This is a genomic window from Mesorhizobium sp. YM1C-6-2 (assembly GCF_003666685.1).
Lineage (GTDB): Bacteria > Pseudomonadota > Alphaproteobacteria > Rhizobiales > Rhizobiaceae > Mesorhizobium_K.
The window spans coordinates 1-25,966 of record NZ_RCIZ01000010.1 but is presented as its reverse complement, the minus strand read 5'-3'; the positions used below and the strand labels follow the sequence as shown (position 1 = coordinate 25,966).

The following is a 25,966-nucleotide window of genomic DNA, read 5'->3' as shown; positions in this document are numbered from 1 at the left end:
TTCTTCATCTGAAGCCCTTCCGCACGTGGTCGGCGATATCAGACGACGAAATCGAAACGCCCGAAGCGTCCATCGGTGGCATTGGTCATGGCAATGAGCAGCGTTTCATCGAAGAGCCAGTCTCGCGCATTGCCCGGCTCATCTGGGAAAAACAGCTGCGTTGTCAGGACCGCTCCGCCCGCACGCTGAACTCGGAAATGAAAATGGCGCGTGCGTCCCGAATAAAGCGCGGGCATTACCGTGTTGAACCACCAGCGCCCCTGCTCATCGGCGAATTGATGGCCTCTGAGCCGGAAGCCCTGGTGGTCGTAGTCACCATTTTCGTCCGCATGCCAGATTTCGATCAGGCTCCTAGATAGAGGTCTGCAGCGATCATCAACGACGTAGCCGGCGATAGTGAATGGAGTGCCGCCTGGTGCATCCAGAAAAAGATCCTGCTTGAGCGGCGCATTCGGCCTGAAGAACGGGCCGGCTTCGCGCGCAAGCGTAGGCTCGTTCCCATCCTCGCAAGCGGGTGCGCGTTTGTTGCCGAGCATCGCCAGCAGTTCACTGTTCGGACGATGTGTCGTTGCCTGCGCATCCAACCCAGCGGTTTCTACGCCTGGCTGAAGAATCCCTTGAGCAGGCGAGGTCGAGAAGACGCCCGTCAGACCGAGCTCATCAGCAAGGCCTGGAAGGAAAGCGGCAGGGTCTACGGCTACCGCAAGCTGCACGACGACCTACTCGACCAGGGAGAGACCAGTTGTGCCAACCGCATCGCTCGTCTCGCCAGGCTGGCTGGGATCAAGGCGCAGATCGGCTACAAGCGCCGGCCTGGCTCCTATGGCGGCAAGCCGTCGGTCGTGGTCGACAACACCCTGGCTCGACAGTTCGATGTTGATGCGCCGGACAAGGCGTGGGTGACAGACATCACCTACATCAGGACCCAGGAAGGCTTTGCCTAGGTAGTTAAAGTCGGTTCAACTCGCTCGTCGTAAGACTTTTCGACGGTAGGCCTGTCGCTGGATGGGCTGGATCACGCTCGAAGTGCCGAGCAATTTTCGGTGCGGTTTGGATTGTGATGCGTCGCGGCGAATGGGATCTCTGAGTAGTCTCAACCCATTCAAAACCACCAACACGGTTCCGCCTTCATGGCCGATGACCGCAAGCGGCAGAGGCAACTCGAAAAAGAGTCCACCGGTGACGAGGATCGCCATGGCACCCATGGCAAAGACGAGGTTCTGCCGAATAATTGTTGCTGCGCGACGGGCAAGCCGATGCGCATCCGCGAGCCGTCCCATGTCCTCCGACAGCAGCGCCACGTCGGCCGCCTGCAGCGCGACATCCGAGCCAGCCGCGCCCATTGCAATCCCCACATCAGCGCGGGCAAGCGCTGCTGCGTCGTTAACGCCATCACCGACGAACGCAACCTTGCCTCTGGCTGCCAACTCGCCCGCCATCCGCACCTTGTCCTCCGGCAGCATGTCGGCGTGGATCTCGTCAGGCTTCAGTCCAAGCTCTGCTCCTATGCGCAAGGCGACGGGCCGCCGGTCGCCGGTCATCATGACGATCTGGCTGACCCCACCTTCCCGCAACGCGGCAAGAGCCGGTGCGGACGTCGAGCGCGCCTGATCTGCGATGGTGACAGCGCCCATAACGCGCGAATCTCGCCCCACATAAATGACTGTCTGCGTGTCAGCGGCCAGCGCCTTGAGTGCCGGGTGCTCAATGGATGCGCCCATCTGCGCGGCCAGGCGCGGATTGCCTGCCCACAATTGCCCGGCTCCTGCTTCACCGACGATTCCGGCGCTCGGGCGGGCGCTCACGTTCACCACTTTGGCGGGGTCGATGCCGCGGCTGGCGGCTTCCTGCCGAATGGCCGCGGCGCTGTGGTGTTCGGAGTGCGCCTCGAGCCCTGCAAGCAACGACAGGAAGAGCCGTTCATCCCCGTCAAGCGCCACAACCCCGGTTACCGACGCTTTGCCCGTCGTCAACGTCCCGGTCTTGTCGAAGGCAAAAATGTCGACTGCCGCCAGTGTCTCAAGCGCCGCCCCGCCCTTGAACAACACACCGCCGCGCGCTGCCGCCGACAGCGCCGATAAGATCGCGGCAGGCACGGAGATGACGATCGCGCACGGGCTTGCAGCCACCAGCAAGGTCGCAGATCGGTAGAGCGCTTCCTCCCAGTCGCGTCCTAGCCAGTAGAAAATCGCGAAGGCCAAGACAGCTCCGGCCATCACCGCAACTGTGTAGCGCTGGCCGAACCACGCGCTAAAGCGTTCGGACGGCGCCTTGGCGGCCTGCGCTTCGGTCACCAGCGCGATCATGCGGGCGACGGTACTTTCTTCGACCGACCTCGTCACGGTCACCTCAAGCACACCGTCGAGATTGACCGTCGCCTCGAAGACCTGTGCACCGGGCTCCTTGGCGACCGGCATCGACTCGCCGGTGATGTTTGCCTCATCGAGCGAGCTGCGGCCGCCAATGATTACCCCATCGGCGGGAACCCGCGCGCCCGGCCGCAGCACCACGACATCATCCACACTGAGATCGGCAGCCGGAATCTCGGCAACTGTTCCGTCCGATGCCTTGCGAAGTGCCGTCTCGGGACGCAGCTCCATCAATGCCTCGATGGCGCGGCGCGCGCGGCCGAGCGCGCGCTCCTCCAGCGTGGTCGAGATACTGAAAAGCGTCAGCAGAACCGCGCCCTCGAAGGGTGCGCCAACCGCCGCCGCCGCGACAGCAGCAACCACCATCAGAAGGTCAATGTCGAGAACGCGCTCTTCCCACAAGGTGACGGCCGCCCGCCATGCGGCAGGCAGACCCCCCGCCAGATAAACGAGCGCAAGACCGACGAGAGAAAAGAAAGCGGCGACGGCGCCCTGAAGCGGCCATAGAGCGAGCGTGGCCAGGATCATCCCGAGGACGGTGAGGACCGTCAGGATGAAAGAACGGTCAATCTGAAACAGGTTTCTCACACTACCTCCGATATGACGCAGCCCGATCGTCGCCGTTCATTGGGTGGTCCCGCGAATTGAAACGATCTCGTCATGACCTCGTCCTTCCAGCAATGGCGCTTCCTTTGCCAATTCTTCGGCCAGAAAATCAAGGAATGCGCGAATCCGTCCCGTCTGGCGCAAATCTTCATGGGTCAACAGCCAAAGATCGAGAGTGAACTCATCGGGCAACGGCGCAATTCGTGTCAGGTCGGGCTCGAGATCGGCCAGTCCACACGGTAATGGTGCAAGCCCTAGCCCCGCCTTGGCCGCGAACAGAGCGGATGCGACCGAATTCGTGCGTAGCGTCGGCTTTGCCTCGGGTAGAAAGCGCGTGATGCGGCGCACCAGCGCCTCATGCTCTGAATCGTAGCCGATCCAGTCATGCTGCGCCAGATCGGCCTCCGGCCGGCGCGCGCGGTAGCTGGCGCTGCCATAGACGGCAAAGGCGAGCCGCCCCACCCGACGACCAACCAGGGTTTCCGCAGGCGCGTTGCCAACACGAAGCGCAATGTCAGCCTCACGTCGGCTAAGATTGAGGGTGGCGTTTCCGACGATGAGCTCGACCTCGATATCGGGATAGGCATCACGGAACCCGGCAAGGTGGCGTGGCAGCAGCCCGAAGGCCAGCATGTCGATGGTCGTAACCCTGACGCTGCCGCTGAGACGCAAATCCTGCCCGCTCACCTTGCGGCTCAGGCTTGCGATCTCCTCCTCGACGCGCAACGCGCCGTCGCGCAGTTCTTCTCCGGCGGGCGTGAGCAGATAGCCGCCCGGCTGCCGCTCGAAGAGGCGTACCGTCAACACCTCTTCGAATGCGCCGATGCGGCGAAAGACCGTGGAGTGGTTCACGCCGAGCGTTCGCGCCGCGCCCGACAGGGACCCGGCCCGTGCGACAGCCAGAAAGACACGCAGATCATCCCAATTAGCCTTTGCATCCATGCAAGCCGAGCTTTCCATTATGGCTCATACTAACCCATCCTCGCACAGCCTATCTTTCAGGTCGAGGGCTGGGTTCACCGCAACCTGCCCCTGACAGAAGGAGAAAAACCATGACCCAATCGATGAAAACGGTCCTGCGCAGTGATGAGCTTTCATGCCCGTCCTGTGTTCCGAAGATCGAGAAGGCGTTGAATGCCTTGCCGGGCGTTGAGAAGGCTACCGTACGTTTCAACACCGGCAAGATCGAGGTCGAGCACGACCCCAGCCAGTCGAGCGTCGAGGCGCTGGTCGATGCGGTGCGCAGCACCGGCTACGAAGCAAGACCGTCGGCCTTCTGAATCTATCCCATCGCCCGGCCGCGTCGAAAAATCGGCGCGGCCGGCTCGTCTGGAGGATGCTGAAAAAAGGAGAGTTGAGATGAGCGGTGTCATTCTAGAGATCAAGAGCGCCTTTGCGCATCCGGCGCGCCGGCGCTTCTGGCTGACTATGGGCAGCGGCGGGCTGATCGCCACCGGCCTTTTGGCACGCTATGGCTTTGACATGATCGAGCTGTGGTCCGCATTGATGGTCGCCGCCGCCTTGCTGGCTGGCTCCGACATTGCGGTACGCGCCTGGCGAGCGTTGCGGGTCAGGCATCTCAGCATCGAACTCCTTGTCACCGTCGCCGCTGTCGGCGCCCTGATGATCGGCGAAGTCTGGGAATCGGCCGCCGTCACCTTCCTCTTCATGTTCGGCGCATGGCTTGAAGTGCGGACAATGGGCCAGACCCGCGGCGCCTTGAAGGAATTGCTGGACGCCGCGCCTGCCACCGCAACCGTCCTGCGCAATGGTGAACCGGCCGAAATCCCGGCCCATGAAGTGCAGCCGGGCGAGATCGTGCTGGTCAAGGCCGGGCAGCGCATTCCCGTCGATGGTGAAGTGACCGAGGGCACAGCCGCGGTCAGTGAAGCCGCGATCACTGGCGAGCCGATGCCGGCCGAGAAGGCACCGGGCAGCCACGTCCATGCCGGGACCATCGCCGAGAACGGTCTCCTGCGCATTCGCGCCACCAATGTCGGCGCCGACACCACGCTTGCCCGCATCATCCAGCGCGTCGAGGAAGCACAGGATGAAAAGGCTCCCAGCCAGCGCATGATCGAACGTTTCGCGCAATGGTATACGCCCTCTATCATCGGACTTGCCGTGCTCACCTTCGCCTTCACGCAGGATATCAGGCTGGCACTGACCCTGCTGGTCGTCGGCTGCCCCGGCGCGCTGGTGATCTCGACGCCGGTGTCGATCGTCGCCGGTATCGGCCGAGCCGCACGCAGCGGCATCCTGATCAAGGGTGGTCAGCATCTGGAAAGTGCCGGACGGATCGATACGCTGGCGCTCGACAAGACCGGCACGCTGACAGAAGGCAAGCCGCGTCTGGCTACGGTGATCGCGCTCCAGGGCATGAGCGAGGATGACCTCCTGCGTCTTGCCGCCACCGCAGAAGGCGGATCTGACCATCCGCTTGGCCGTCCCATCGTCGAGGCTGGACGCAAGCAAGGTCCGCTGCCCACGCCCGAGACGCTGGACGAACACGCCGGGATGGGCATCAGCGCTCGCATCGAAGGACGTGACGTCGCCGCCGGCAACCGCCGGCTGATGGAAAAGTTGGGCATCCCTCTCGGAACGGAGGGCGAGGCCGGGCTGGAGCGGCTGCTCAAGGCCGGCCAGACGCCGATCCTGGTGGCGGCTGATGGCAGGCTGATCGGATTGCTGGGCATGTCCGACATGGCCCGCGAGGGTGCGAAAGAGGCCATCGCCCGTTTGCGCGAAATCGGCATCCGGCGCGTCGTCATGCTGACCGGAGATCAAGAGGGCGCGGCACAAGCCGTTGCCCGCGAGGTCGGCATCGACGAGGTTCACGCCGGCTTGATGCCAGAGGACAAGCTGGATCTCATCCGCAAGATGAAGGCCGATGGCGCCCATGTCGCCATGGTCGGCGACGGCATCAATGATGCTCCCGCTCTCGCGGCTGCGGATACCAGCATTGCCATGGGTGCCGCCGGTAGCGACGTTGCCATCGAGACCGCGGATATTGCGCTCCTCAAGGACGATCTAGGAAAGATTCCTGAGGCGATGGCCATCTCGCGGGCAACGCTCAGCAACATGCGCCAAAATCTGGTGATCGCGCTGGTGACAGTTGCCGGGCTGCTGGCCGGTGTGTTCTCGGGCGACATCCATATGGCGGGCGGCATGCTGGTGCACCAGTTGTCGGTGCTGATCGTCATCGCCAATGGCATGCGGTTGCTGCGTGTTCCCAAGGGAGCCAGGCCTGTGGCCGGCGGTCATGAGACATCGGTGTCCGCCGCAGCAAAGGCAGCCACTGCCAGGACATAAGCTGTTGTCCATGATGAAAGCCCCCGCGCCCCGGCGCGGGGGCAATTCGCTTCCTTACGATGGAATTTCCGATACGCTGCAAAATGCAAGGAAGCAGCGGTTTCACGGAGGTGGGGCTATGAATACTGAATCCGACGAGCAACCCTGGGGTGCGGTTCTTCAGTTCTGGTTCCCCGAGGGACGCTCTATGGCAATCGACCCCGACGTCCACCGGGATCACTGGTTCTGGCGGATGCGAGGCGGCGCGGACCGCGAAATCATCGACCGCTTTTCCGAGCTCACCGCACAGGTCGCCGCAGGCAATCTCCATCATTGGGCCACCGACCCTGCAGGCAGGCTCGCGCTCATCATCCTGCTGGATCAGTTCTCGCGCTCGGTCTGGCGCGGCAGCCCACGCGCCTTCGCGCAGGACCCGACGGCGCTGGCGCTCTCGCTGGATGGGTTGTCTAATGGCCACTACGCCGCGCTGCCAACGCCTTGGTTCAGGATCGTTCACGGCCTGCCATTCGGTCATTGCGAGGGGCCGGATCATCTCCAGGGCATCGACCGCCTCATAGGGCTTCGCGAGGAAATCGCTGCGGAGGCCCCTGCCCCGCTTCAGCCGATCTACCGGTCGCTGGTGAAGCAGGCCCGAGACGTGAAAGAGGTGCTAGCAGCTTTCGGGCGCCATCCGCACCGCAATCGGGTCCTCAGACGGGAGTCGACTCGTGCAGAAGAAGCTTATTTGGAGAAAGGTGATTTTCCGCATGAAAGGGCATTTCAGTCGACTTAAACGCTCAGATTTGCTGGCTCATCTGACAGACCCTATCCGTATGAGGCAGTCGCTCGTTGAATTGACCAACGAACTTTGAGACCGATAGGAATCAAACCGACCGCTTGGGCTGGAGCCAGTTCGATCCGGTCCGCTTCTTGTGGAAACTAATCGAGGACAAACCAAGCGAAGAAATGACTGCAACAAATTTGGATTGAACATCTACCCTCTCGGTTCGCCCGAGCGCCAATCGGCCAACTACGACGTCACGTGGAGGTCGAGCCGGGAACATCGACACCGACATGCTCTGCGGAATCCAGGTCCTGCTACCGCCCGGATGCCGGATACTCATGTCATCGGCGCTAACGCCCGCACCCTGGCGGCGTAACTCGAGAGCGGTATCGATTCATCCAAGAAGCCGCTGCCGAGTACAGCTTCCAGGACGGCAGGTGAACTGTACGATGGGTCCGGTCACTCCACGATCTCGTGCCGTCGCCGAACTGGCATCAGCGGAACAAATGGAGGTGGCGCTCGGCCAGCTGAGTAATCACAATTCTCCGCGGGCATCCTCCTTTACAAAGGCCACCCCGCAGCTGATCCTGTGCTAGCTCCGAAAGCTTCCCACCAAAGGAGTTGAAGCATGACGTATTCGGATCTAGCAGGAAAGGTTGTCCTGATTACCGGTGGCGCGAACGGCCTCGGCGCGGCTGCGGCCAAGGCATTCCTGTCAGAGGGCTGCAAGGTCGCAATTGTTGACATCTCTGCCGACGCTCTGGTCACGCGAGCGACCGATCTTGGTGCTCAATCTGACCAGTTGATTACCATTGCCGCCGACGTTTCCAAGGAGGAGGATGTCAAGCGCTACGTGGAGGAAACCGTCGCTCAATTCGGCACGATCGATGTGTTTTTCAACAACGCTGGCATTGAAGGCAAGGTGGCGCCGATCGTGGATCAGAAGACCGAGGATTTTGACCGGGTTATGGCCATCAACGTCCGGGGCTGCTGGCTTGGTTTGAAATATGTCCTGCCGGTGATGTATGCTCAAAAATCCGGCAGCGTCATCAATACCTCGTCGATCGGTGGATTGGTGGCAGGGCCAATGCCGGTATCACCCTATGTCACGTCGAAATTTGCAATTCACGGCATGACACGCATCGTTGCGAATGAATCAGCGCCCTATCAGGTGCGAGTCAATTCGGTTCATCCGTCGCCCGCTAACACGCAGATGATGCGTTCGCTGGAAAGCGGGTCAGGCGCCGCGCAGGAAGATATCGCGCGCTCCATTCCGCTCGGCCGCTATGCCGAGGGTGAAGACATCGCCAACGCCGTACTGTTCCTGGCGAGTGAGAAATCCAGCTTCATTACCGGGTCGCAGTTCCGTGTGGATGGCGGCATGCTGAGTTGAGAATCTGAAGAGCAAACAGAAGGCGGCCTGATGCCATCCAATGAGAATTGCCGGGATCAGGCCTCCCGAGGAGCAACCCGAGCCACAAAATATTACCGAGTTCTTTTTGCATGAGTTGCATGATTGGTGGCGAGCAATTTCTATTAGCTACATGCTAGGATGAATTACTGCCAGAGGCGCCACGCTGGGGCAATGGACATTCCTGTGGCCAGCGCCTATCTTTCCGGCATGTTCTCGCGCCTTGTGACCATGCTTGCCGCACTCGCGATCGTCGTCATGACGACGGTGACATCGGCGCACGCGGCGCGTTTGGGCGCAGAGCCGGATCACTCAGTGCATGTCGGCGAGATGATGCACGTTGTGGCCGGCAGCCAAGATCCCTGTGATGGCGACCATTACTGTGGCTCAGATAATGTCGAAGCCTGTGAGTTGCTTTGCGCCGGTCTTTCGGTGTTCCTGCCATCCCCTGGTGAAGGCGGCGGCAGCGACTACGCGCCTGCCAGCCATGACCTGCCAACGGGTGCAGTCTTCGCCAGTCGGGCACCTGGGCTGAACGAACGACCTCCCAAGCACCGTCTCCTCTGAACGCGCGTCCGGGCCGAGGTCCGCGGCGTCTATCGCTTTCAAGAACGGGACTGCTGTCCCAAGGAGACGATCATGAATACCGTTTCACGACGCGGCTTTCTTGCCGCTGGCGCAGCCATGCTGGCCTATGCGCATCTACCCCGGATCGCGGCAGCGCAGGGCGTCGCCCCGCTGTCCTTGCGCGCCGCAAGCCGGACGTTGGATATCGACGGTCGCGCCGCCACCGTCTGGGGTCTTGTCGGGCCGGCCGGACAGGGCCTGACACTCGATCCCGGCACGCGATTCCGGGTTGATCTGCGCAACGATCTCGATGTTGACACGCTGATCCACTGGCATGGCCAGATCCCGCCCAACACACAAGATGGCGTGCCCGACATGCCTTTGCCGATGCTCGCCCCCGGCGAGACACGCGCCTACGACTTCGCGCCGCTGCCCGGCACGTACTGGATGCACGCGCATGTGCCAGTGCACGAAATGCGCCTTCTGGCCGCGCCGCTGATCGTGCGCAGCGCCGAGGATGTCACCGCCGACCGGCAGGAGGTGGTGCTGTTCCTGCATGATTTCTCGTTCAAGGCCCCCGAGGAGGTAATGGCCGAGATCAGCGCCGGCCACGGGACCGCCGGTGGTCACGGTGGCGGCCACGGCTCGGGCATGGGCAGCATGGATCACGGCGCGATGGGGAACATGCCAATGGGTGGCATGGACCACGGCGCCATGCGCGGGATGATGGGGATGGACGCCATGGAAGGAATGGCGATGGACCTCAACGACTACGACTGGGACGCCTATCTTGCCAACGACCGCACCCTTTCGGACCCCGAGGTGGTGCCGGTCGAGCGTGGCGGGCGCATCCGCCTGCGGGTGATCAACGCCGCCGCGGCAACGGTATTCTGGATCGAGACTGGCGAGGCGCAGGCCCGGCTCGTCGCGGTGGACGGACATGCCGTTCAGCCCGTCCCGGGCACGCGCTTCGGCCTGGCCATGGGCCAGCGGCTCGATCTTGAGATCGACCTGCCGCAGGCGGGCGGCGCCTGGCCGATCCTCGCGCTTCGGGAGGGCGCGCGAGAGCGCACCGGGATGATCCTTGCCACGCAGGGCGCCGACGTCCGACGCATCGACACCGCGGCAGAGGTCGAAGCGCCTGCCTACGACACCGACCTTGCTCAGGAATCGCGCCTGATCGCCGCCGATGCCCTGCCGGACCGGCCGGTGGACCGCAGTCATATGGTGATGCTCGGTGGCTCGATGCAGCCCTATGTCTGGACGATCAACGGTGAAGTTTGGGGCCAGCACCGCCCGCTTGCCGCACGCAACGGCGAACGGGTCGTGTTATCCTTCCACAACATGTCGATGATGGGTCACCCGATGCATCTGCACGGGCATGTGTTCCAGGTCGTCGGGTTGAATGGGCGCGCGGTCCGTGGCGCACTGCGCGACACGGTGTATGTCCCGCCAATGTCGATGGTCGATATTGCGCTCGAGGCTGGCGAGGCCGCGCGCTGGATGCTGCATTGCCACCACATGCCGCACCTTGAGACCGGCATGATGACCGAGTTCACGGTCAGCGCATAAATCAAGGGATGGGAGAGGACGCCGGATGTCGGCTCCCTCTGCCAGGCAATCTGTAAAGGGCAATACTTCGGACTAACGATCACCTCTTGACCTTCCAGCTATCGGAAAGCGCAGAACAGGTGGAAAGCAAGCCCGAGGATAAACGCCGAGGACACGTGAAAATGACCAGCAAGACCGAACACGATCACCAGAACCAGACTCACGCTCATTCGGCCGAGGGGGATGTGCACGATCACGCGCATGACCACGCAGCCGCCGCGCCGGACAGTGCCCACAAGGTCAAGGACCCGGTCTGCAGGATGATGGTCGATCCCCACACGACAGAACACAAGGCTGACCATGCCGGGCGGCCCTATTATTTCTGTTCGGCGGGGTGTCGCTCTAAGTTTTTGGCTGAGCCTGAACGCTACCTCGATCCTGCAACGGCGGCGGCAAAGGCAGAGCCGGTACCCGAGGGGACGGTCTATACCTGTCCCATGCATCCGGAGGTTCGGCAAATCGGTCCGGGTTCGTGCCCGATCTGCGGCATGGGGCTGGAGCCTGTGCTGGTCAGCCTGGAGGCTGAGCCCAATCCTGAACTGATCGACATGACACGGCGCTTCTGGATCGGGCTGGCGCTGACGCTTCCGGTGTTCATTCTGGAAATGGGTGGCCATCTCCTCGGTCTCAACCACTATGTCGGCCAGACGACCTCGAATTGGCTGCAACTGATCCTTGCAACTCCGGTCGTCCTCTGGGCGGGCTGGCCATTTTTTGAACGCGGCTGGCAATCGCTGGTCACGCGCAACCTCAACATGTTCACCCTGATCGCCATGGGCACCGGCGCGGCATGGGTCTACAGCATCATTGCCACGTTTGCGCCCGGGATCTTCCCGGATGCGTTCCGTCAGAGTGACGGGTCGGTGGCGGTGTATTTCGAGGCCGCGGCGGTCATTACCGTGCTGGTGTTGCTCGGGCAGGTGCTGGAATTGCGGGCGCGGGAAAGCACCAGCGGCGCAATCCGCGCATTGCTCGATCTCGCCCCCAAGACTGCCCGGATCATTCGTGACGACGGCACCGAGGAGGAGGTTCAGCTCGACACCGTTGATGTCGGCGACCGCCTGCGCGTGCGCCCCGGCGAGAAGGTGCCGGTCGATGGCGAGGTGCTGGACGGTCGCAGCGCTGTCGATGAATCGATGGTGACCGGGGAATCGATGCCCGTGACCAAGGAGGTCGGCTCCAGGGCCATCGGCGGCACCATGAACCAGTCCGGCGCGCTGGTGATCGAGGCGAAGAAGGTCGGCCGCGACACCATGCTGTCACAGATCGTCCAGCTCGTCGCGGAGGCACAACGCTCGCGCGCGCCGATCCAGCGCCTCGCCGATCAGGTGTCGGGCTGGTTCGTGCCGGCAGTGATCATCGTCGCGGTCCTTGCTTTTGTCGCCTGGTCGATCTGGGGACCGGAACCACGTTTCTCCTTCGGCCTGATCGCGGCGGTTTCCGTGCTGATCATCGCCTGTCCCTGCGCGCTTGGACTGGCGACGCCGATGTCGATCATGGTCGGCGTCGGGCGCGGGGCGCAGGCGGGCGTGCTGATCAAGAACGCCGAGGCATTGGAGCATATGGAAAAGGTCGACACCATCATTGTCGACAAGACCGGCACGCTTACCGAGGGCCGGCCCGCCGTCACGAAAATCGTTCCGGCTCCCGGTTTTACGGAGGATGAGGCCTTGCGCCTCGCCGCAAGCGTCGAAAGGGCGAGCGAGCATCCGCTGGCGCTTGCCATTGTCCGCGCCGCCGAAGAGCGCGGCATCACGATTGCGCCGGTCACGGATTTCGACTCGCCAACCGGCAAAGGCGCTTACGGCACGATTGAGGGCAAACGCATTCCCCTTGGCAATGCGAAGTTTCTTGCTGAGCAAGGCATCGATGTCACACCGCTGGCCACTGAGGCCGACCGGCTGCGCGAGGATGGCGCCACCGCCATCTTCATGGGGGTGGAGGGCCGCGTCGCCGCGATCTTCGCCATCGCCGATCCGGTCAAGCCATCGACGCCTGAAGCGCTGGCCGCGCTGAAAGCGCAAGGCATCCGCGTGGTGATGCTCACCGGCGACAACTGGACCACGGCAAAGGCGGTCGCCCGCCAGCTCGGCATTGATGAGGTCGAGGCAGAGGTCCTGCCCGACCAGAAGAGCGAGGTCGTGCAGCGGCACAAGGCGGCGGGCGAAGTGGTGGCAATGGCCGGCGATGGCGTCAACGATGCGCCAGCACTGGCCGCCGCCGATGTCGGCATCGCTATGGGCACCGGCACCGACGTGGCGATGGAAAGCGCCGGCGTCACCCTGCTCAAGGGCGATCTGACCGGCATCGTCCGCGCCCGCCGACTGTCGCAGGCGGTCATGGGCAATATCCGCCAGAACCTGTTCTTTGCCTTCATCTATAATGCGCTTGGCGTCCCGGTCGCGGCCGGAGTGTTATATCCGTTCTTCGGCATCTTGCTGTCGCCGATCATTGCCGCCGCCGCCATGGCGCTATCCTCGGTCAGCGTCATCGCAAATGCCACAAGGCTGCGCTCGGTGAAGCTATGATATCCGGGTGGCATCGCCAGCCGATCCCGCGCACGCATCTGCCGACGTCTTCTGCGAGCGCGGCGCCTGCTCACCCTTCGTGCGTCGCGCCCTGACCTGACGGAGAGATAATGCATTCATGGAACGAGGTTTGACGATGAGAACCGATCACCGCATCAGCCGACGCGCCCTTCTGGCCGCTGCCGGCGCGCTCCCCCTGCTGATGTCCATGGCACGGTGGGGGCATGCCGGGGCGTTGCCTCTGGTGAGTGTCACCAAGGATCCGTCCTGCGGCTGCTGCGATGGCTGGGTCGCGCATATCGAGGCCGCGGGGTTCCCGGTGCAGGTTGTGGAATCCGCCGATATGGACAGCCTCAAGCACCGCCTCGGTGTTCCGGCAGGTCTGGCATCGTGCCACACCGCCGAGGTGGCCGGCTATGTGATCGAGGGCCATGTGCCCGTCGCGGCGATCCACCGCCTGCTGGCTCAGCGGCCTGGGGCTACGGGGCTGGCCGTGCCCGGAATGCCTGCCGGCTCGCCCGGCATGGATTTCCCTGACGTCAATCCCGAACCGTACGAAGCGTTCCTGTTCGGCCCGACCATCCGGAGCTTCGGCCGCTTCCTCGGTCCGCAGGAATCTGACATAGGCAAATTCGACAGGACCGCCCGGCCTGAGAATTAACTGCATCAGCACCAGGCCGAGGGTGGCTTGCCTCCCTCAGCAGGGCTGTCTCGCGGCATCGGGTGGCGGGCGACGTGAACGCGACGTCGCACTGGCCTGGCGTGCCACCGGAAGGAAGATGGGGCGCATGACCGGGAGCACGCAAGCCGTTCTCGGGCGAGATACGGCCGATTGCGCCAGTTTGCGGTCTGCATCCTGCCTGCTTGCCATCAGTAGAAGCGCCTCCTTCGCTATTCCTTCCGCCAGTCGGCCCAAAAAACTCGGATGCGAACCGTGTTGCCACCAGCTAAAACGCGAATATCGGCCAGACACGCGGCGTGCTCAAAGCGCTGCTGAATGCCACCCCGGCCACCGGGGATAGCCCTGCGTGCCAGCGACCCGATCGATGTTCTAGCGTCCACCGTGCAGTTCGGCGAAACTGTGTTAGTCAACCGTAAACCACCTACTGACAAGGGGCAGTGCATGCATGTACTCGTCTTCAACGCCGGCAGTTCCAGCCTCAAGTTCGGCATCTTCAGCGTGGGAACGGAGACACGCGGAGTGTTCAAGGGTTCTTATGAGCGCTTTCGGAGCAGAGGATGCGAATACCGCTTCCGGCATGGCGAAACCGACGAGCGCGGCGCAGCCGAGTTTGGCAGTCCCACCGAAGCGCTGAAGGGCGTTCCGGCTGCGTTGAAGCGGTTCGGAGTTGAGGCTATCGATGCCATTGGCCACCGGATCGTCCATGGCGGCGCAAGATTTTCCTCGCCGACGCTGCTGGACGACGAAACGGTCGAGGCCATCGCGGCGCTGTCACCGCTCGCTCCACTTCACAACCCAGCGAATCTCGAGGCAGTCAGGCTCTGCAGGGGCCTCTGGCCGGACCTGCCTCAGGTCGCGGTCTTCGACACAGCCTTCCATCTCAGCAACCCGGCGTTCGTAACAACTTATGCGGTGCCCGCGAGATGGCGAGAGGCGGGCCTGCGCCGCTATGGGTTTCATGGAACCTCCCATAAATATGTGGCCGAAAGGGCAGCCGAGGAAATCGACCGACCGCTTTTTGACCTGCAACTGGTGAGCATTCATCTCGGCAACGGCGCCAGCGTCTGCGCCGTCAACCGCGGGCACAGCATGGACAGTTCCATGGGGATGACGCCGCTCGAGGGGCTGGTGATGGGAACCCGCTCAGGTGACGTGGACCCAGGCGCGTTCGGCTTCCTGTCGCGCGAACTCGGTCTGTCTGTGCAGCAGATCGAGGACGCGCTCTACGACGAAAGCGGGCTGAAAGGGCTGGCAGGCTCGTCCGACATGCGCGACATCGAAGACAGGGCAGCGAAGGGAGACCCCCAAGCCCAGCTCGCGATCGAGATCTACGCCTACCGCGCCAAAAAATATGTCGGGGCGTATGCGGCAGCCATGGGAGGACTGGACGCGATCGTCTTCACCGGGGGCATCGGCGAGAATTCTCCCTCCATGCGTCGGCGTATCTGCGACGGTCTGGACTTCATGGGCCTGCAACTCGACCACGACCGCAACATGGGGGTGAACCTGTCAGGCCACGCGGCGTCTCAGATCCAGGCTTACGGTTCGCGTGTCCGCGTCTTCGTGACGGAGACGGCTGAGCAGCTGATGATCGCCCGCGAGACGGCGGCGATGCTCGCGGCCGGCCAGCCGGGGGGCCAGCTGCGCCTGCCGATTGCGGTCTCGGCCAGGCACGTCCACCTCTCGCGCGAGGCGGTCGATGCCCTGTTCGGAAAGGGCTACGTGCTCGACCAGGCGACGCCGCTGCGACAGCCAGGCCATTGGGCGGCAGGCGAAAGGGTCACGCTCGTCGGTCCCAAGGGCAGGCTCGAACGTGTCGCGATCCTCGGACCGTTGCGCGAGCGCACGCAGATCGAAGTTTCGCGCACCGACAGCTTCGCGCTCGGCATTGACGTGCCCGTGCGCGACAGCGGCAGAATCGAAGCTACACCGCAGGTCACGATCGAGGGGCCCTCCGGAAGCTTCACCACCGACGGCCTCATCATTGCGGCCAGGCACATCCACACCAACCCCGCCGACGCAAAGCGCCTCGGCATCCAGGACGGGGAGTATGTCGACGTGCGCGTTGGCGACGAGGATCGCGGCCTCACCTTCGGGCGGACCCTGGTGCGGGTGGGCGCCAACTCGTTCACGGAAGTGCACATCGATACCGACGAGGCAAACGCGGCGGGAATTGAAGTCACCGCGATGGGTCAACTCGTGCAGAACTGAAGTATGCCATGGCCGTCGCCAGTCAGGCTATCAGTCTCCGGCCTCTGCAGCAGTCTTGTAGGGCCAGCTCCATTTCTGGACCTGGGGCATGTCCTCGCCGTATTCGCGGATATAGTGAGCGTGCTCCTCGAGGAAAAGCCTGCACATGTCCCTCATTCGTTCGCCAGGCTCGCCTAGATCCGGCAGGCGTCTGACAGCCGCCATTGCCAGGTGGAAACGGTCGATCCGGTTCATGACCGCCATGTCGAAGGGCGTGGTGGTCGTGCCTTCCTCCTGGAAGCCATGGACATGGAAATTGTCGTGGTTGGTCCGCTTATAGGTCAGACGGTGAATGAGATAGGGATAGCCGTGGTAGGCGAAGATGACGGGCCTGTCCTTCGTGAAGAGAGCGTCGAATTCATCGTCGGTGAACCCGTGCGGATGGGTCGTGTGAGATTGCAGCGTCATCAGGTCTACAACGTTGACCACCCTGATCCGGAGATCGGGTAGCTCGCGGCGCAGCAGGTCGACGGCAGCCAGCGTTTCCACTGTCGGCACGTCGCCGCAGCAGGCCATCACCACGTCGGGCTCCTCGTCAGCCGGGCATGTGCAGGCCCACTCCCAAATCCCGGCGCCCGCCTCGCAATGGCGTTCCGCCCCTTCGGCAGTCAGCCACTGCGGCTGAGGCTGTTTGCCAGCCGTGATCACGTTGATCCGATTCCAGGTCCTCAGGCAGTGGTCGGTGACCCAGAGCAGCGTGTTGGCATCCGGCGGAAAATAAAGGCGGACGGTGTCGGCCTTCTTGTTGGCGACGAAGTCGGCGAAGCCCGGATCCTGGTGGCTGAAGCCGTTGTGGTCTTGCCGCCAGACATGCGAGGTCAGGAGATAGTTGAGAGAGGCGATCGGCTTGCGCCACGGTAATTCCGCAGAAACCTTGAGCCATTTGGCATGCTGATTGACCATAGAATCCACGATGTGGATGAAGGCCTCGTAGCAGGAGAACACGCCATGCCGCCCGGTCAGCAAGTAACCTTCCAGCCACCCTTGGCAAAGATGCTCTGACAGAACCTCCATTACCCGGCCTTCGCGCGCGAGGTGGGTATCGTAAGGTTCAATTTTCTCCATCCAGACCCGGTCCGTCACTTCGAAGACGGCGTCGAGCCTGTTCGAGGCGGTCTCATCTGGACCCATGAGGCGGAAATTCCTTGCCTCGGCGTTGAGGCGTATGACCTCACGCAGATAAGCTCCCATCAAGCGGGTCGCCTCGGCGATCGTTTCGCCCGGTTGCCCGACGTCGAGCGCGAGGCTCTTCCAGTCCGGCAGGATGAGGTCCTTCTTCAGCATCCCGCCATTGGCATGGGGCAGCGCGCCCATGCGTTTTGCGCCTTCGGGCGCCAGGGAAGCGATCTCCGGCCGGAAGCGGCCTTTTACGTCGAACAACTCCTCCGGCCGATAGCTGCGCAGCCACTCTTCGAGGATCTCGCGGTGGGTGGCATCGCCGCGAGCATTGGAAACGGGGACCTGATGCGAGCGCCAGAAGTCCGCCACCTTTTTGCCGTCGACCTCCTTCGGTCCAGTCCAACCTTTCGGGCTGCGCAGGATGATCATCGGCCAGCGCGGGCGCTCGCCCGACCAGCCTTCCGTTCGCGCCTCTCGCTGAATGTCCTGAATTCTGTCCATGGCCAAGTCCATTGACGCCGCCATGGCGCGGTGCATCGGTATCGGCTCATGCCCCTCGACGAAGAGCGGCTCGTAGCCGTAGCCCCTGAAAAGATCGCGGAGTTCCGCGTCCGACATGCGCGCCAAAAGGGTGGGATTGGCGATTTTGTAGCCATTAAGATGCAGGATCGGCAGGACCGCGCCATCAACCTTCGGATTCAGAAACTTGTTGGAATGCCAGGCGGCCGCCAGCGGACCTGTCTCGGCTTCCCCGTCGCCGACGACGCAGGCGACTGTGAGGGCGGGGTTGTCAAACGCGGCACCGAAGGCATGGACAAGCGCGTAGCCGAGTTCACCGCCCTCGTGAATGGAACCGGGCGTCTCCGGGGCGACGTGGCTGGGCACGCCGCCCGGGAACGAGAACTGCCGGAAGAGTTTCCTCAATCCTTCTTCGTCTTGCGTTATCTCAGGATAGGTCTCGCTGTACGAGCCCTCGAGGTAGGTGTTGGCGACCATTGCAGGCCCGCCGTGGCCGGGGCCGCAGATGTAGAGGATGTCTGTGTCGCGTTCCCTGATGACCCGGTTCAGATGCACATAGATGAAGTTGAGCCCGGGCGTCGTGCCCCAGTGACCGAGAAGCCGCGGCTTCACGTGTTCCGCCTTCAACGGCTGACGCAGCAGAGGATTGTCCATGAGATATATCTGGCCGACCGACACGTAGTTGGCCGCGCGCCAGTAGCGGTCCATCAAACCCAGTTGCGTGTCATCCAGTTCCGCCATTCTAAGCTCCGTAATCCAGATCCCTGCGACAAACCGGTCGTCGATGGTCTCGCCAGCCGGTCATGATGGACCGGTACCGCCTCAGCTGCCCCGAACACCCTATGGGACTCGCCACGGTCGGCCACTTTTGGCCCCATGCCGTCAATCACCCATCAAGTCTCGGCGTAACAGATCAGATTAGTGCTACCGAGTATTGCAAAGCCAAGAGTTAATCGAAATTAGACGTGTGCGTCTGTTCGCCAGGCGCTACCCTCCATGGTATCAGAGTGAAACAGCTACCGACAGGGAGGAAACGACCCCATGTCCAGAACGATGGTCGGAATGGCTTGGTTGGCGATGCTAATGGCTCTCGATTCAGCGTCCGCCCAAACCGACGGCATTGCAGAGGGAAAGGCTTTGGTGGAGTTGAACTGCGCGCGCTGTCATGCGATCGATCGAACAAGCAAGAGCGATCATGCGGATGCGCCACCCTTCCGGACGCTTTCACAGCGTTATCCTATCGATGCGCTTGAGGAAGCCTTTGCCGAAGGCATATCTACTGGACACCCTGACATGCCAGAGTTCGTAGCGACACCCGGCCAGATCGGCGCAATCCTTGACTATATTAGCAGCCTCAATGATTAGATCATGACCCGGATCGCAAGGCTGCGATGAGGGTGGAGCACAACGAGAGTCGCGGAGGATTCGCATATGTGCGATAGCGGTCGTTTCCGAAGCTTGCTCGTCGGCGTCGGTGCAGATGTCGCCCCCTCGACCGCCGCTCTGACCGATGCGATGGAACTGGCGTTGGCTTACCGGGCGAAACTCACAGTTTACGTGTTCGCTCCCGATTTGTTGCAGCCATTCCCGCTAACGCTTGGTTCATCCTCGATCTGGATCGCGCAAGAAACGGATCGACTCGCAAAGGCATCTGCACACGCCACGCAGACAGTTAGACAACTGGCATCCGAAAAAGGTATCGGCGTATCCATTGAACACGCCCACTCGCCATTTGACGGGCGCTACCAGCGCTTCATTGCCATGGCGCGACTTCATGATCTGACAATTCTGCAAGCTGACCAGCCGTCGCATACTTGGGTCAGGCCGGCGATCGAACATGCGATTTTCAACACCGGACGGCCGGTGTTGATAACTCCCGGGACAGATCGCCGTTCTATCGGAAAGGTGGCGATCGCCTGGGATGGCAGTGCCAGAGCTGCCCGAGCGGTTCGCGACAGCCTCGATTTCCTGATGATGGCTGATCAGGTCAACATCGCCACTGTTCTCGACACAAAGGGTTCGGAGGGATTAAAATCAGCCGATGAACTCAGCAACTATCTGACCCTTTATGGTGTCACGACGAAAATCGCCGTGGTCGCAAACCAGCTGGGCGATGACGAAGGCGAAGCGATGCGTTTGTTCCTTGCCAGTGAGCAGGTCGAACTGCTGGTCATGGGAGCGTTCGTCCACTCGCGTTTGCGTCAAGCGGTCTTGGGCGGGATGACGCGCTCGCTTCTGGATAAATGCCCCGTACCTCTTATGATGGCTTACTAGAGCTAGCCGCGTTGTTTGATCGTGCAAAGTGAGAGTTCATGTTCTCGGCTGGACGAGAACGAGTCCGTAGCCATCGCGGCCGAAGTTCTGAATCGACAGTTGTCTTTGGGCGGGATCGGCATGCTCTTCGTCATCGCCGATCCAAGACCCTCGGCGAGATGAGCCAAGGATCTGACCTCACCACGGCGCCATCAACATGACGTAGGCCTATCGAGCGAGCGGCGAGAACGATTCTGCGCCTGCGGCATATCCGCGAACACGGCAATTCGGCTCCTGCCTTATCGTCGCCGATTTTTATCGGCGCGCCACCTTTTGCCGCTTATCCAGCTTCGGAACGGAACACGGCCTGGAGCGCGCATCATCACATGACTTTCCCGCTTCCGTCATAGACGATAGCTGTAGTGCATGTTGCTTTCGATCGAAGATTTGCAGAAATCCTATCCTGGGCCGGAAGGTCCGGTTCCTGTCCTGCGCGGCGTATCGCTTTTGCTCGATGCCGGCGAGACGCTGGCGCTGACCGGCGAATCCGGCTCGGGCAAGAGCACGTTGCTGCATCTGGTGGCAGGGCTGGATGCCGCCAATGGCGGGCGCGTCCTGCTCGACGGGCAGGAGGTCACCGCGCTCGACGACCGCGGCCGCGCGGCTCTCAGACGAAGCGCGGTCGGCATCATCTTCCAGCAATTCAACCTCATCCCCTCCCTGGACGTCGCCGCCAACATCGCCTTCCAGGCGCGTTTGAACGGCATGGCGGAACCCGCGGAGCTTTCACGGTTGGCCTGCGCGCTCGGGCTGGAGGCGCAGTTACGGAAATACCCGGAGCAATTGTCCGGCGGCCAGCAGCAGCGCGTGGCGATCGCCCGCGCGCTGGCGGCGCGACCGAAGCTGATCCTCGCCGACGAGCCGACCGGCAATCTCGATGAGGCGACTGCGGATGAGGTGATGGAGCAGTTCCTGGCGCTCGTGGCCAGTACGGGGGCGGCGTTGCTGATGGTCACGCATTCCCCTCGCCTCGCAGCGCGGCTCGGGCGGCAGGCGCATCTCAGCCAGGGTCGCCTCGCGTGACGGGCGCGATCCTGTCGGCGCTGGCTTCACACTGGCGGCGCAACCGGCTCCAACTGCTGACTCTCGTGATCGGCCTCGCGCTGGCGACGTCCCTTTGGTCGGGGGTGCAGGCGATCAACGCCGAGGCGCGCGCCAGCTACGATGCGGCTGCCGCCACGCTCGCCGAGGGCCGGTTTGACCAGCTTCTGCCGCGCGACGGGGGTTTTATCGCGCAGGAGCTTTTCGTGGAACTGCGCCGCGCCGGCTGGCTGGTCAGCCCGGTGGTGGAGGGAAGGCTGCGCGTCGGCGACACGATGGTGAGGCTGGTCGGGATCGATCCCCTGACCGCGCCACCCGGCTCGACCGCAAGCGCAGCGCTGGACCGCACCGACCTCGCGGACTTCCTGCGCGCACACACGCTGGTCGCCGGCCCGGAAACGGAAGCGCTGCTCGTGGCGAACCTGCCCAACCCGGCGCTGCGCAACACGGCGGTAGCGCCAGGCACGGTGCTCGCCGACATCGGCGTCGCGCAAAAGCTGCTTGACCGTACCGGGCGCATCAGCCGCCTGATCGTTCTGGCCGACCAGCCTCTGCACCAATTGCCGCTGGCCGCGATCGCGCCGGACCTCATGCTCCAGCGCGCGGACGACGCAAGCGATGTTGGTCGGCTGACCGACAGTTTCCACCTCAATCTCACGGCCTTCGGTTTCCTCAGCTTCGCCGTCGGCATCTTTATCGTCCACGGCGCGATCGGCCTCGCCTTCGAGCAGCGACGGAGCATGGTCCGCACGCTGCGGGCGCTCGGCGTGCCGCTCCGCCGGCTGATCGTCCTGATGGTGCTGGAGCTTGTCTCGCTGGCGACGCTTGCCGGCGCGCTCGGCATCGTGCTCGGCTATTTCATCGCAACGCTGCTGATGCCCGACGTCGCGGCAACGATACGAGGCCTTTACGGCGCTGACGTCGCAGGCACGCTGCAGATCCGTCCGGCATGGTGGCTTTCGGGCATGGCCATGGCGCTCGGCGGCGCATTGCTTGCTTCCGCCAGCGCGGTGTGGCGGCTGGCGCAAATGCCGGTCCTGGCCAGCGCCGGCGGACGCGCCTGGGCGCTGGCCTCGGGACGGACGCGCAAGCTGCAGGCCGCAGTCGCTGTCGTGCTGCTCGCGGCGGCTGGCGCGTTGGCTGTCGCCGGCAACGGGTTGATTGCCGGCTTCGCACTTCTTGCCTGCCTGCTGCTCGGGGCAGCACTTGCGCTGCCATCTTGCCTGGCGGCGATCCTGCGTCTTGGCGAAGGACAGGCCGCCCGCGCCATGGCGCAATGGTTCTGGGCCGACACACGCCAGCAACTGCCCGGTCTCGGGCTTGCACTGATGGCGTTGCTTCTCGCGATGGCGGCCAATGTCGGCGTTTCCACCATGGTCTCGAGCTTCCGCCTGACCTTTACCGGTTTCCTCGACCAGCGCCTGTCGGCCGAACTCTATGTCAATGCGGATGCGGGCACAGACCGGGCGGGCCTGGAGCGCTTCCTTGCGGCGCGCGCCGACGCCTTGCTGCCGGTCATGTCGGTCGACGCGACGCTCGCCGGCCTTCCGGCGGAAATTTTCGGAGCACGCGTCGGCTATACCTACCGCGAGAACTGGCGCTTCCTCGATGCGGTTCCCGCGGTATGGGACGAGGTCGAGGAGGGCAAGGCAGTGGTTGTCAACGAGCAGCTTTCCCGCCGCGCCGGCTTGCGGGTCGGCGCCATGCTTGCGCTTGGTCCCGAACTGTCGCTGCCGGTCGCGGGCGTGGTCGGCGACTACGGAAACCCGAGCGGCCAGGCCATCATCGGCGAGGCGCTGTTTCGGCAGGTCTTCCCCGACATCGTGCCCGTCCGCTACGGCGTGCGCACTTCCGACCCGGAGGGCTTGCGCCGGGCTCTGGTCGACGAGATCGGGCTGCGGCCCGCCAGCGTTGTCGACCAGGCGGCACTCAAGGCGTTCTCGATGTCGGTGTTCGAGCGCACCTTCTCGGTGACCGGGGCGCTGAACGTGCTGACGCTGGCCGTCGCGGCCTTCGCAATCCTGATGAGTCTCCTCACGCTGGCGGCGATGCGGCTGCCCCAGATGGCGCCCGTCTGGGCGATGGGGACGACCCAGCGCCGGCTCGCCGGGCTGGAGATCCTGCGTACCGTCCTGCTTGCCGGGGTCACGGCGGCGCTGGCCCTGCCGCTGGGCCTGGCGCTCGCCTGGGTGCTGCTTGCCATCGTCAATGTCGAGGCGTTCGGCTGGCGTCTGCCGATGTATCTGTTTCCTGCCGAATATATCCGCTTGGTGCTCTTTGCGCTTGCCGCAGCACTCCTCGCGGCGCTGTGGCCTGCCTGGCGGCTCGCCCGCATGGAGCCGACAGCATTGCTCAGGATCTTCGCCAATGAACGCTAGAGCCTGGCATTGCGCCGTAGCGCTCATCGTCCTGTTGTTGGGCTTCGGCAATGGTTTTGCCCAGGGCTTTGCCGGGCTGGGCACCGACGCCGAGGGCTTTTCGGTTCCGGAAGCGGGCAAGCAGTTCCAATTTCCGCGCGATCATGGCTCCCATCCGGATTACCGGATCGAGTGGTGGTACCTGACCGCGAATCTTACCGGGCCCGATGGCGCGGACTACGGCCTGCAATGGACGCTGTTCCGTTCGGCGCTCGCGCCGGCCGAGGCCGAGGGATGGGAGAGTCCGCAGCTATGGTTTGGCCATGCCGCCGTCACCAGCGCCTTGACCCACCGGGCCACGGAGCGTTTCGCGCGCGGCGGCACAGGCCAGGCGGGCGTCACGGCCGAGCCCTTCGCCGCCTGGATCGACGACTGGCAAATGGCGGGTGACAGTTTCGACAGGCTGCGGCTGACCGCCACCGGCACGGACTTCGCCTACGACATCGCAATGCACGCCCAAGGCCCGCTCGTTCTTCACGGCGATCATGGCTACTCGGTGAAGTCGGCGAAGGGACAGGCGAGCTATTACTATTCCCAGCCCTTCTTCGCGGTCGAGGGTACGCTCACGCTGCCCGAAGGCGAGGTGCCAGTGCACGGCACCGCGTGGCTCGATCGCGAATGGTCGTCGCAGCCGCTGGCGCAGGATCAGGCCGGCTGGGACTGGTTCTCACTCTCTTTCGACACCGGCGAAAAGCTGATGGGTTTCAGCCTGCGCGACATTGTCGGCGGCAGCTTCACCTCGGCCACCTGGATCGGGGCGGACGGCAGCACGACATCTTATGGCGATGGCAATCTTGTCGCCACTCCGCTAGAAACAAGTCGGGTGGACGGTCGCGACGTCCCGACACGCTGGCGGCTCGCCTTGTCCGACCGGGCGCTCGACGTCACCGTCGGCGCGCTCAATACGCAGGCCTGGATGGGCCTCAGCATCCCCTATTGGGAAGGTCCGGTGCGGGTGACCGGCACTCACCCCGGCAAGGGCTATCTTGAGATGACGGGCTACGAACCGCGATGACCGTTGGCAGCCTCCAGGTGATCAATAAGCCGCATCGCGGCCGTGCGCCTTGGCTACCTCACATGCGTTCGGGTTGACCACTGGGTGGAAGGATCTTCGGCCACCGGAAATCTTGTCAATCGAAAACTGCCGCTGCTCTGAGGGTCTTGATGCATCTCGAACCCCTGTTCCAAGCGTTGGCGCTCAACCAACCGACCACGCCCGCATCGCGATCGGGAGTAGGTTTGGGACCATCAGGAAGCGAGGGCAGCATCCGCCACGGATGACAAGCAACAGCCTGCCAGCCGAGGCGATTACGGTGGCACGCTGCTTTATGCCTGATAATGGCCCTTTGATAGGATTCGAAGGGCCGCCATTGGTCGGAACAAGACGCTCCGCTTACCCGACGCAGATTGCATATTCAGACATTACGACACGATGGGTAGCCAGGCCCAAAGCGCAATCAGCGTGACCAGAAGGACTGGCGGGGTCAGCACCAGACCGACCTTCATGTATTGCCCCCATGTGATCCGCTGTCCCTTTCCCGCAAGAACGTGAAGCCAGAGCAGCGTTGCAAGAGACCCGATCGGCGTAAACTTCGGGCCGAGATCGTTGCCGACGATGTTGGCATAGGCCATCAGTTCCTGCGTGAATGCCGGAACGTCGGCCCTATCGATGGCAAGCGCCCCAACGAGGGTGGCAGGCATGTTGTTCATGACGGAGGCCAGCACCGCGACGACGAAGCCGGTGCCGATTGTGGCAACGAATGTTCCCTGCGCAGCCAGCCAGAGCAGAACGCTCGCCGCGAGATCAGTCAGGCCTGCATTCCCAAGCCCGTAGACAACGAGATACATGCCGATCGAAAAGAGGACGATTTGCCAGGGCGCGCCACGCAGCACTTTACCAAGTGGTACTACCGCATCTCTTCCGACGGAAAACCAGCGGCCCGCAACGGCCAGCAGGATAAACGCGGCCGCCCCTGTCACGAAGGAGATCGGCACGCCCAGCGGCCCCGTTACGAAATAGGCGACGAGGAGGAGACCGAGCAGGGGAAAGGCCGTGCGGAAAACGGCCATGTCACGGATCGCGTGGCGTGGTTCTTCCAATCCATTGGCGGAATAGGTCTGAGGTATGTCCTTGCGAAACCAGACCCAGAGCACGAGGAGCGTGGCGACGAGGGAGACAAAGTTGACCGGGACCATGACGGCAGCATAGCGGCCAAAGGAAATGCCGAAGAAGTTCGCCGTGACGATGTTCACGAGGTTTGAGACGACGAGTGGAAGCGAGGTGGTGTCTGCCACGAAGCCGCAGCCGACCGTGAACGCGAGCGCGGCCGTTGGCGGGAAGTCGAGACGCAAGAGGATTGCGAGGACGATCGGGGTGAGCATGTTGATTGCTGCTGAGAAGTGACCCGGGGGAGCGTGTAATTTTCATTGAGAAGTGACCCATGTTTGAACCCGTCCC

General features: G+C 63.0%; 18 protein-coding genes and 2 pseudogenes. 15 read left to right on the top strand and 5 right to left on the bottom strand.

What is annotated here, in order from left to right:
• Positions 1 to 38: 38 nt before the first annotated feature.
• Entirely contained in the window at positions 39 to 536 is a 498-nt protein-coding gene (locus D8676_RS21025) for an intradiol ring-cleavage dioxygenase (protein WP_121583061.1), read from the bottom strand.
• Between D8676_RS21025 and D8676_RS21020 the strand changes: the two are divergent.
• A pseudogene (locus tag D8676_RS21020) lies at positions 519 to 1,012 on the top strand (IS3 family transposase); the annotation flags it as partial. The gene D8676_RS21025 and the pseudogene D8676_RS21020 overlap by 18 nt on opposite strands.
• Here D8676_RS21020 and D8676_RS21015 read toward each other — a convergent pair.
• Positions 960 to 2,897, bottom strand: a complete 1,938-nt coding sequence (locus tag D8676_RS21015; RefSeq protein ID WP_121583211.1) for a cation-translocating P-type ATPase — start codon at positions 2,895 to 2,897, stop codon at positions 960 to 962. The pseudogene D8676_RS21020 and the gene D8676_RS21015 sit on opposite strands and share 53 nt — an antisense overlap.
• A gap of 96 nt (positions 2,898 to 2,993) precedes the next feature.
• Positions 2,994 to 3,935, bottom strand: coding sequence for a LysR family transcriptional regulator (locus D8676_RS21010; protein WP_245427016.1), 942 nt, complete (start codon positions 3,933 to 3,935; stop codon positions 2,994 to 2,996).
• 92 nt (positions 3,936 to 4,027) lie between these two features.
• On the opposite strand from D8676_RS21010, the gene D8676_RS21005 reads away from it, so the two are divergent.
• From D8676_RS21005 to D8676_RS20965, 9 genes are all read left to right on the top strand, one after another.
• On the top strand, positions 4,028 to 4,255 hold the full coding sequence (locus D8676_RS21005) for a heavy-metal-associated domain-containing protein (RefSeq protein WP_121583059.1): 228 nt from the start codon (positions 4,028 to 4,030) through the stop codon (positions 4,253 to 4,255).
• A gap of 79 nt (positions 4,256 to 4,334) precedes the next feature.
• Positions 4,335 to 6,287, top strand: a complete 1,953-nt coding sequence (locus D8676_RS21000) for a cation-translocating P-type ATPase (RefSeq protein ID WP_121583058.1) — start codon at positions 4,335 to 4,337, stop codon at positions 6,285 to 6,287.
• 118 nt (positions 6,288 to 6,405) lie between these two features.
• The gene (locus D8676_RS20995) at positions 6,406 to 7,059 is read left to right on the top strand and encodes a DUF924 family protein (protein WP_121583057.1); all 654 of its coding nucleotides are present in this window, start codon (positions 6,406 to 6,408) and stop codon (positions 7,057 to 7,059) included.
• Positions 7,060 to 7,678: 619 nt separating this feature from the next.
• On the top strand, positions 7,679 to 8,443 hold the full coding sequence (locus D8676_RS20990; RefSeq protein ID WP_121583056.1) for an SDR family oxidoreductase: 765 nt from the start codon (positions 7,679 to 7,681) through the stop codon (positions 8,441 to 8,443).
• A gap of 192 nt (positions 8,444 to 8,635) precedes the next feature.
• Positions 8,636 to 9,028: a hypothetical protein gene (locus D8676_RS20985; RefSeq protein ID WP_121583055.1), complete on the top strand. Its 393-nt coding sequence runs from the start codon at positions 8,636 to 8,638 to the stop codon at positions 9,026 to 9,028.
• Positions 9,029 to 9,100: 72 nt separating this feature from the next.
• Positions 9,101 to 10,600 carry a multicopper oxidase domain-containing protein gene (locus tag D8676_RS20980; RefSeq protein WP_121583054.1) on the top strand — a complete coding sequence of 500 codons (1,500 nt, stop codon included), beginning with the start codon at positions 9,101 to 9,103 and terminating at the stop codon, positions 10,598 to 10,600.
• A 161-nt stretch (positions 10,601 to 10,761) separates the two neighbouring features.
• Complete coding sequence (locus tag D8676_RS20975) at positions 10,762 to 13,167, top strand: heavy metal translocating P-type ATPase (protein WP_121583053.1); 2,406 nt, start codon at positions 10,762 to 10,764, stop codon at positions 13,165 to 13,167.
• 136 nt (positions 13,168 to 13,303) lie between these two features.
• Entirely contained in the window at positions 13,304 to 13,828 is a 525-nt protein-coding gene (locus D8676_RS20970; RefSeq protein WP_121583052.1) for a DUF411 domain-containing protein, read from the top strand.
• Positions 13,829 to 14,230: 402 nt separating this feature from the next.
• On the top strand, positions 14,231 to 16,060 hold the full coding sequence (locus D8676_RS20965) for an acetate/propionate family kinase (RefSeq protein WP_245427013.1): 1,830 nt from the start codon (positions 14,231 to 14,233) through the stop codon (positions 16,058 to 16,060).
• A gap of 30 nt (positions 16,061 to 16,090) precedes the next feature.
• Here the strand turns inward: D8676_RS20965 and D8676_RS20960 are convergent, their stop codons facing one another.
• Positions 16,091 to 18,478, bottom strand: coding sequence for a phosphoketolase family protein (locus tag D8676_RS20960; protein WP_121583050.1), 2,388 nt, complete (start codon positions 18,476 to 18,478; stop codon positions 16,091 to 16,093).
• Positions 18,479 to 18,778: 300 nt separating this feature from the next.
• On the opposite strand from D8676_RS20960, the gene D8676_RS20955 reads away from it, so the two are divergent.
• From D8676_RS20955 to D8676_RS20935, 5 genes are all read left to right on the top strand, one after another.
• A complete protein-coding gene (locus tag D8676_RS20955; RefSeq protein ID WP_121583049.1) occupies positions 18,779 to 19,102 on the top strand; it encodes a cytochrome c in 324 nt (107 codons plus the stop codon).
• Between the two features lie 66 nt (positions 19,103 to 19,168).
• On the top strand, positions 19,169 to 20,011 hold the full coding sequence (locus tag D8676_RS20950) for a universal stress protein (protein WP_121583048.1): 843 nt from the start codon (positions 19,169 to 19,171) through the stop codon (positions 20,009 to 20,011).
• Positions 20,012 to 20,416: 405 nt separating this feature from the next.
• On the top strand, positions 20,417 to 21,073 hold the full coding sequence (locus D8676_RS20945; RefSeq protein WP_121583047.1) for an ABC transporter ATP-binding protein: 657 nt from the start codon (positions 20,417 to 20,419) through the stop codon (positions 21,071 to 21,073).
• Positions 21,070 to 23,469 carry an ABC transporter permease gene (locus D8676_RS20940; protein WP_121583046.1) on the top strand — a complete coding sequence of 800 codons (2,400 nt, stop codon included), beginning with the start codon at positions 21,070 to 21,072 and terminating at the stop codon, positions 23,467 to 23,469. Before D8676_RS20945 ends, D8676_RS20940 begins: the two co-directional genes overlap by 4 nt.
• Positions 23,459 to 24,523, top strand: a complete 1,065-nt coding sequence (locus D8676_RS20935) for a lipocalin-like domain-containing protein (RefSeq protein WP_121583045.1) — start codon at positions 23,459 to 23,461, stop codon at positions 24,521 to 24,523. Before D8676_RS20940 ends, D8676_RS20935 begins: the two co-directional genes overlap by 11 nt.
• Before the next feature lie 407 nt (positions 24,524 to 24,930).
• On the opposite strand, the pseudogene D8676_RS20930 reads toward D8676_RS20935, so the two are convergent.
• Positions 24,931 to 25,902: pseudogene (locus D8676_RS20930) on the bottom strand (ArsB/NhaD family transporter); the annotation flags it as partial.
• Positions 25,903 to 25,966 lie beyond the last annotated feature (64 nt).

What these genes read in the sequence shown, in the direction of transcription:
- D8676_RS21025 (WP_121583061.1), bottom strand. Translation starts at nt 536, where the DNA reads ATGCTCGGCAACAAACGCGCACCCGCTTGCGAGGATGGGAACGAGCCT.
- D8676_RS21015 (WP_121583211.1), bottom strand. Translation starts at nt 2,897, where the DNA reads ATGATCCTGGCCACGCTCGCTCTATGGCCGCTTCAGGGCGCCGTCGCC.
- D8676_RS21010 (WP_245427016.1), bottom strand. Translation starts at nt 3,935, where the DNA reads ATGGAAAGCTCGGCTTGCATGGATGCAAAGGCTAATTGGGATGATCTG.
- D8676_RS21005 (WP_121583059.1), top strand. Translation starts at nt 4,028, where the DNA reads ATGACCCAATCGATGAAAACGGTCCTGCGCAGTGATGAGCTTTCATGC.
- D8676_RS21000 (WP_121583058.1), top strand. Translation starts at nt 4,335, where the DNA reads ATGAGCGGTGTCATTCTAGAGATCAAGAGCGCCTTTGCGCATCCGGCG.
- D8676_RS20995 (WP_121583057.1), top strand. Translation starts at nt 6,406, where the DNA reads ATGAATACTGAATCCGACGAGCAACCCTGGGGTGCGGTTCTTCAGTTC.
- D8676_RS20990 (WP_121583056.1), top strand. Translation starts at nt 7,679, where the DNA reads ATGACGTATTCGGATCTAGCAGGAAAGGTTGTCCTGATTACCGGTGGC.
- D8676_RS20985 (WP_121583055.1), top strand. Translation starts at nt 8,636, where the DNA reads ATGGACATTCCTGTGGCCAGCGCCTATCTTTCCGGCATGTTCTCGCGC.
- D8676_RS20980 (WP_121583054.1), top strand. Translation starts at nt 9,101, where the DNA reads ATGAATACCGTTTCACGACGCGGCTTTCTTGCCGCTGGCGCAGCCATG.
- D8676_RS20975 (WP_121583053.1), top strand. Translation starts at nt 10,762, where the DNA reads ATGACCAGCAAGACCGAACACGATCACCAGAACCAGACTCACGCTCAT.
- D8676_RS20970 (WP_121583052.1), top strand. Translation starts at nt 13,304, where the DNA reads ATGAGAACCGATCACCGCATCAGCCGACGCGCCCTTCTGGCCGCTGCC.
- D8676_RS20960 (WP_121583050.1), bottom strand. Translation starts at nt 18,478, where the DNA reads ATGGCGGAACTGGATGACACGCAACTGGGTTTGATGGACCGCTACTGG.
- D8676_RS20955 (WP_121583049.1), top strand. Translation starts at nt 18,779, where the DNA reads ATGTCCAGAACGATGGTCGGAATGGCTTGGTTGGCGATGCTAATGGCT.
- D8676_RS20950 (WP_121583048.1), top strand. Translation starts at nt 19,169, where the DNA reads ATGTGCGATAGCGGTCGTTTCCGAAGCTTGCTCGTCGGCGTCGGTGCA.
- D8676_RS20945 (WP_121583047.1), top strand. Translation starts at nt 20,417, where the DNA reads ATGTTGCTTTCGATCGAAGATTTGCAGAAATCCTATCCTGGGCCGGAA.
- D8676_RS20935 (WP_121583045.1), top strand. Translation starts at nt 23,459, where the DNA reads ATGAACGCTAGAGCCTGGCATTGCGCCGTAGCGCTCATCGTCCTGTTG.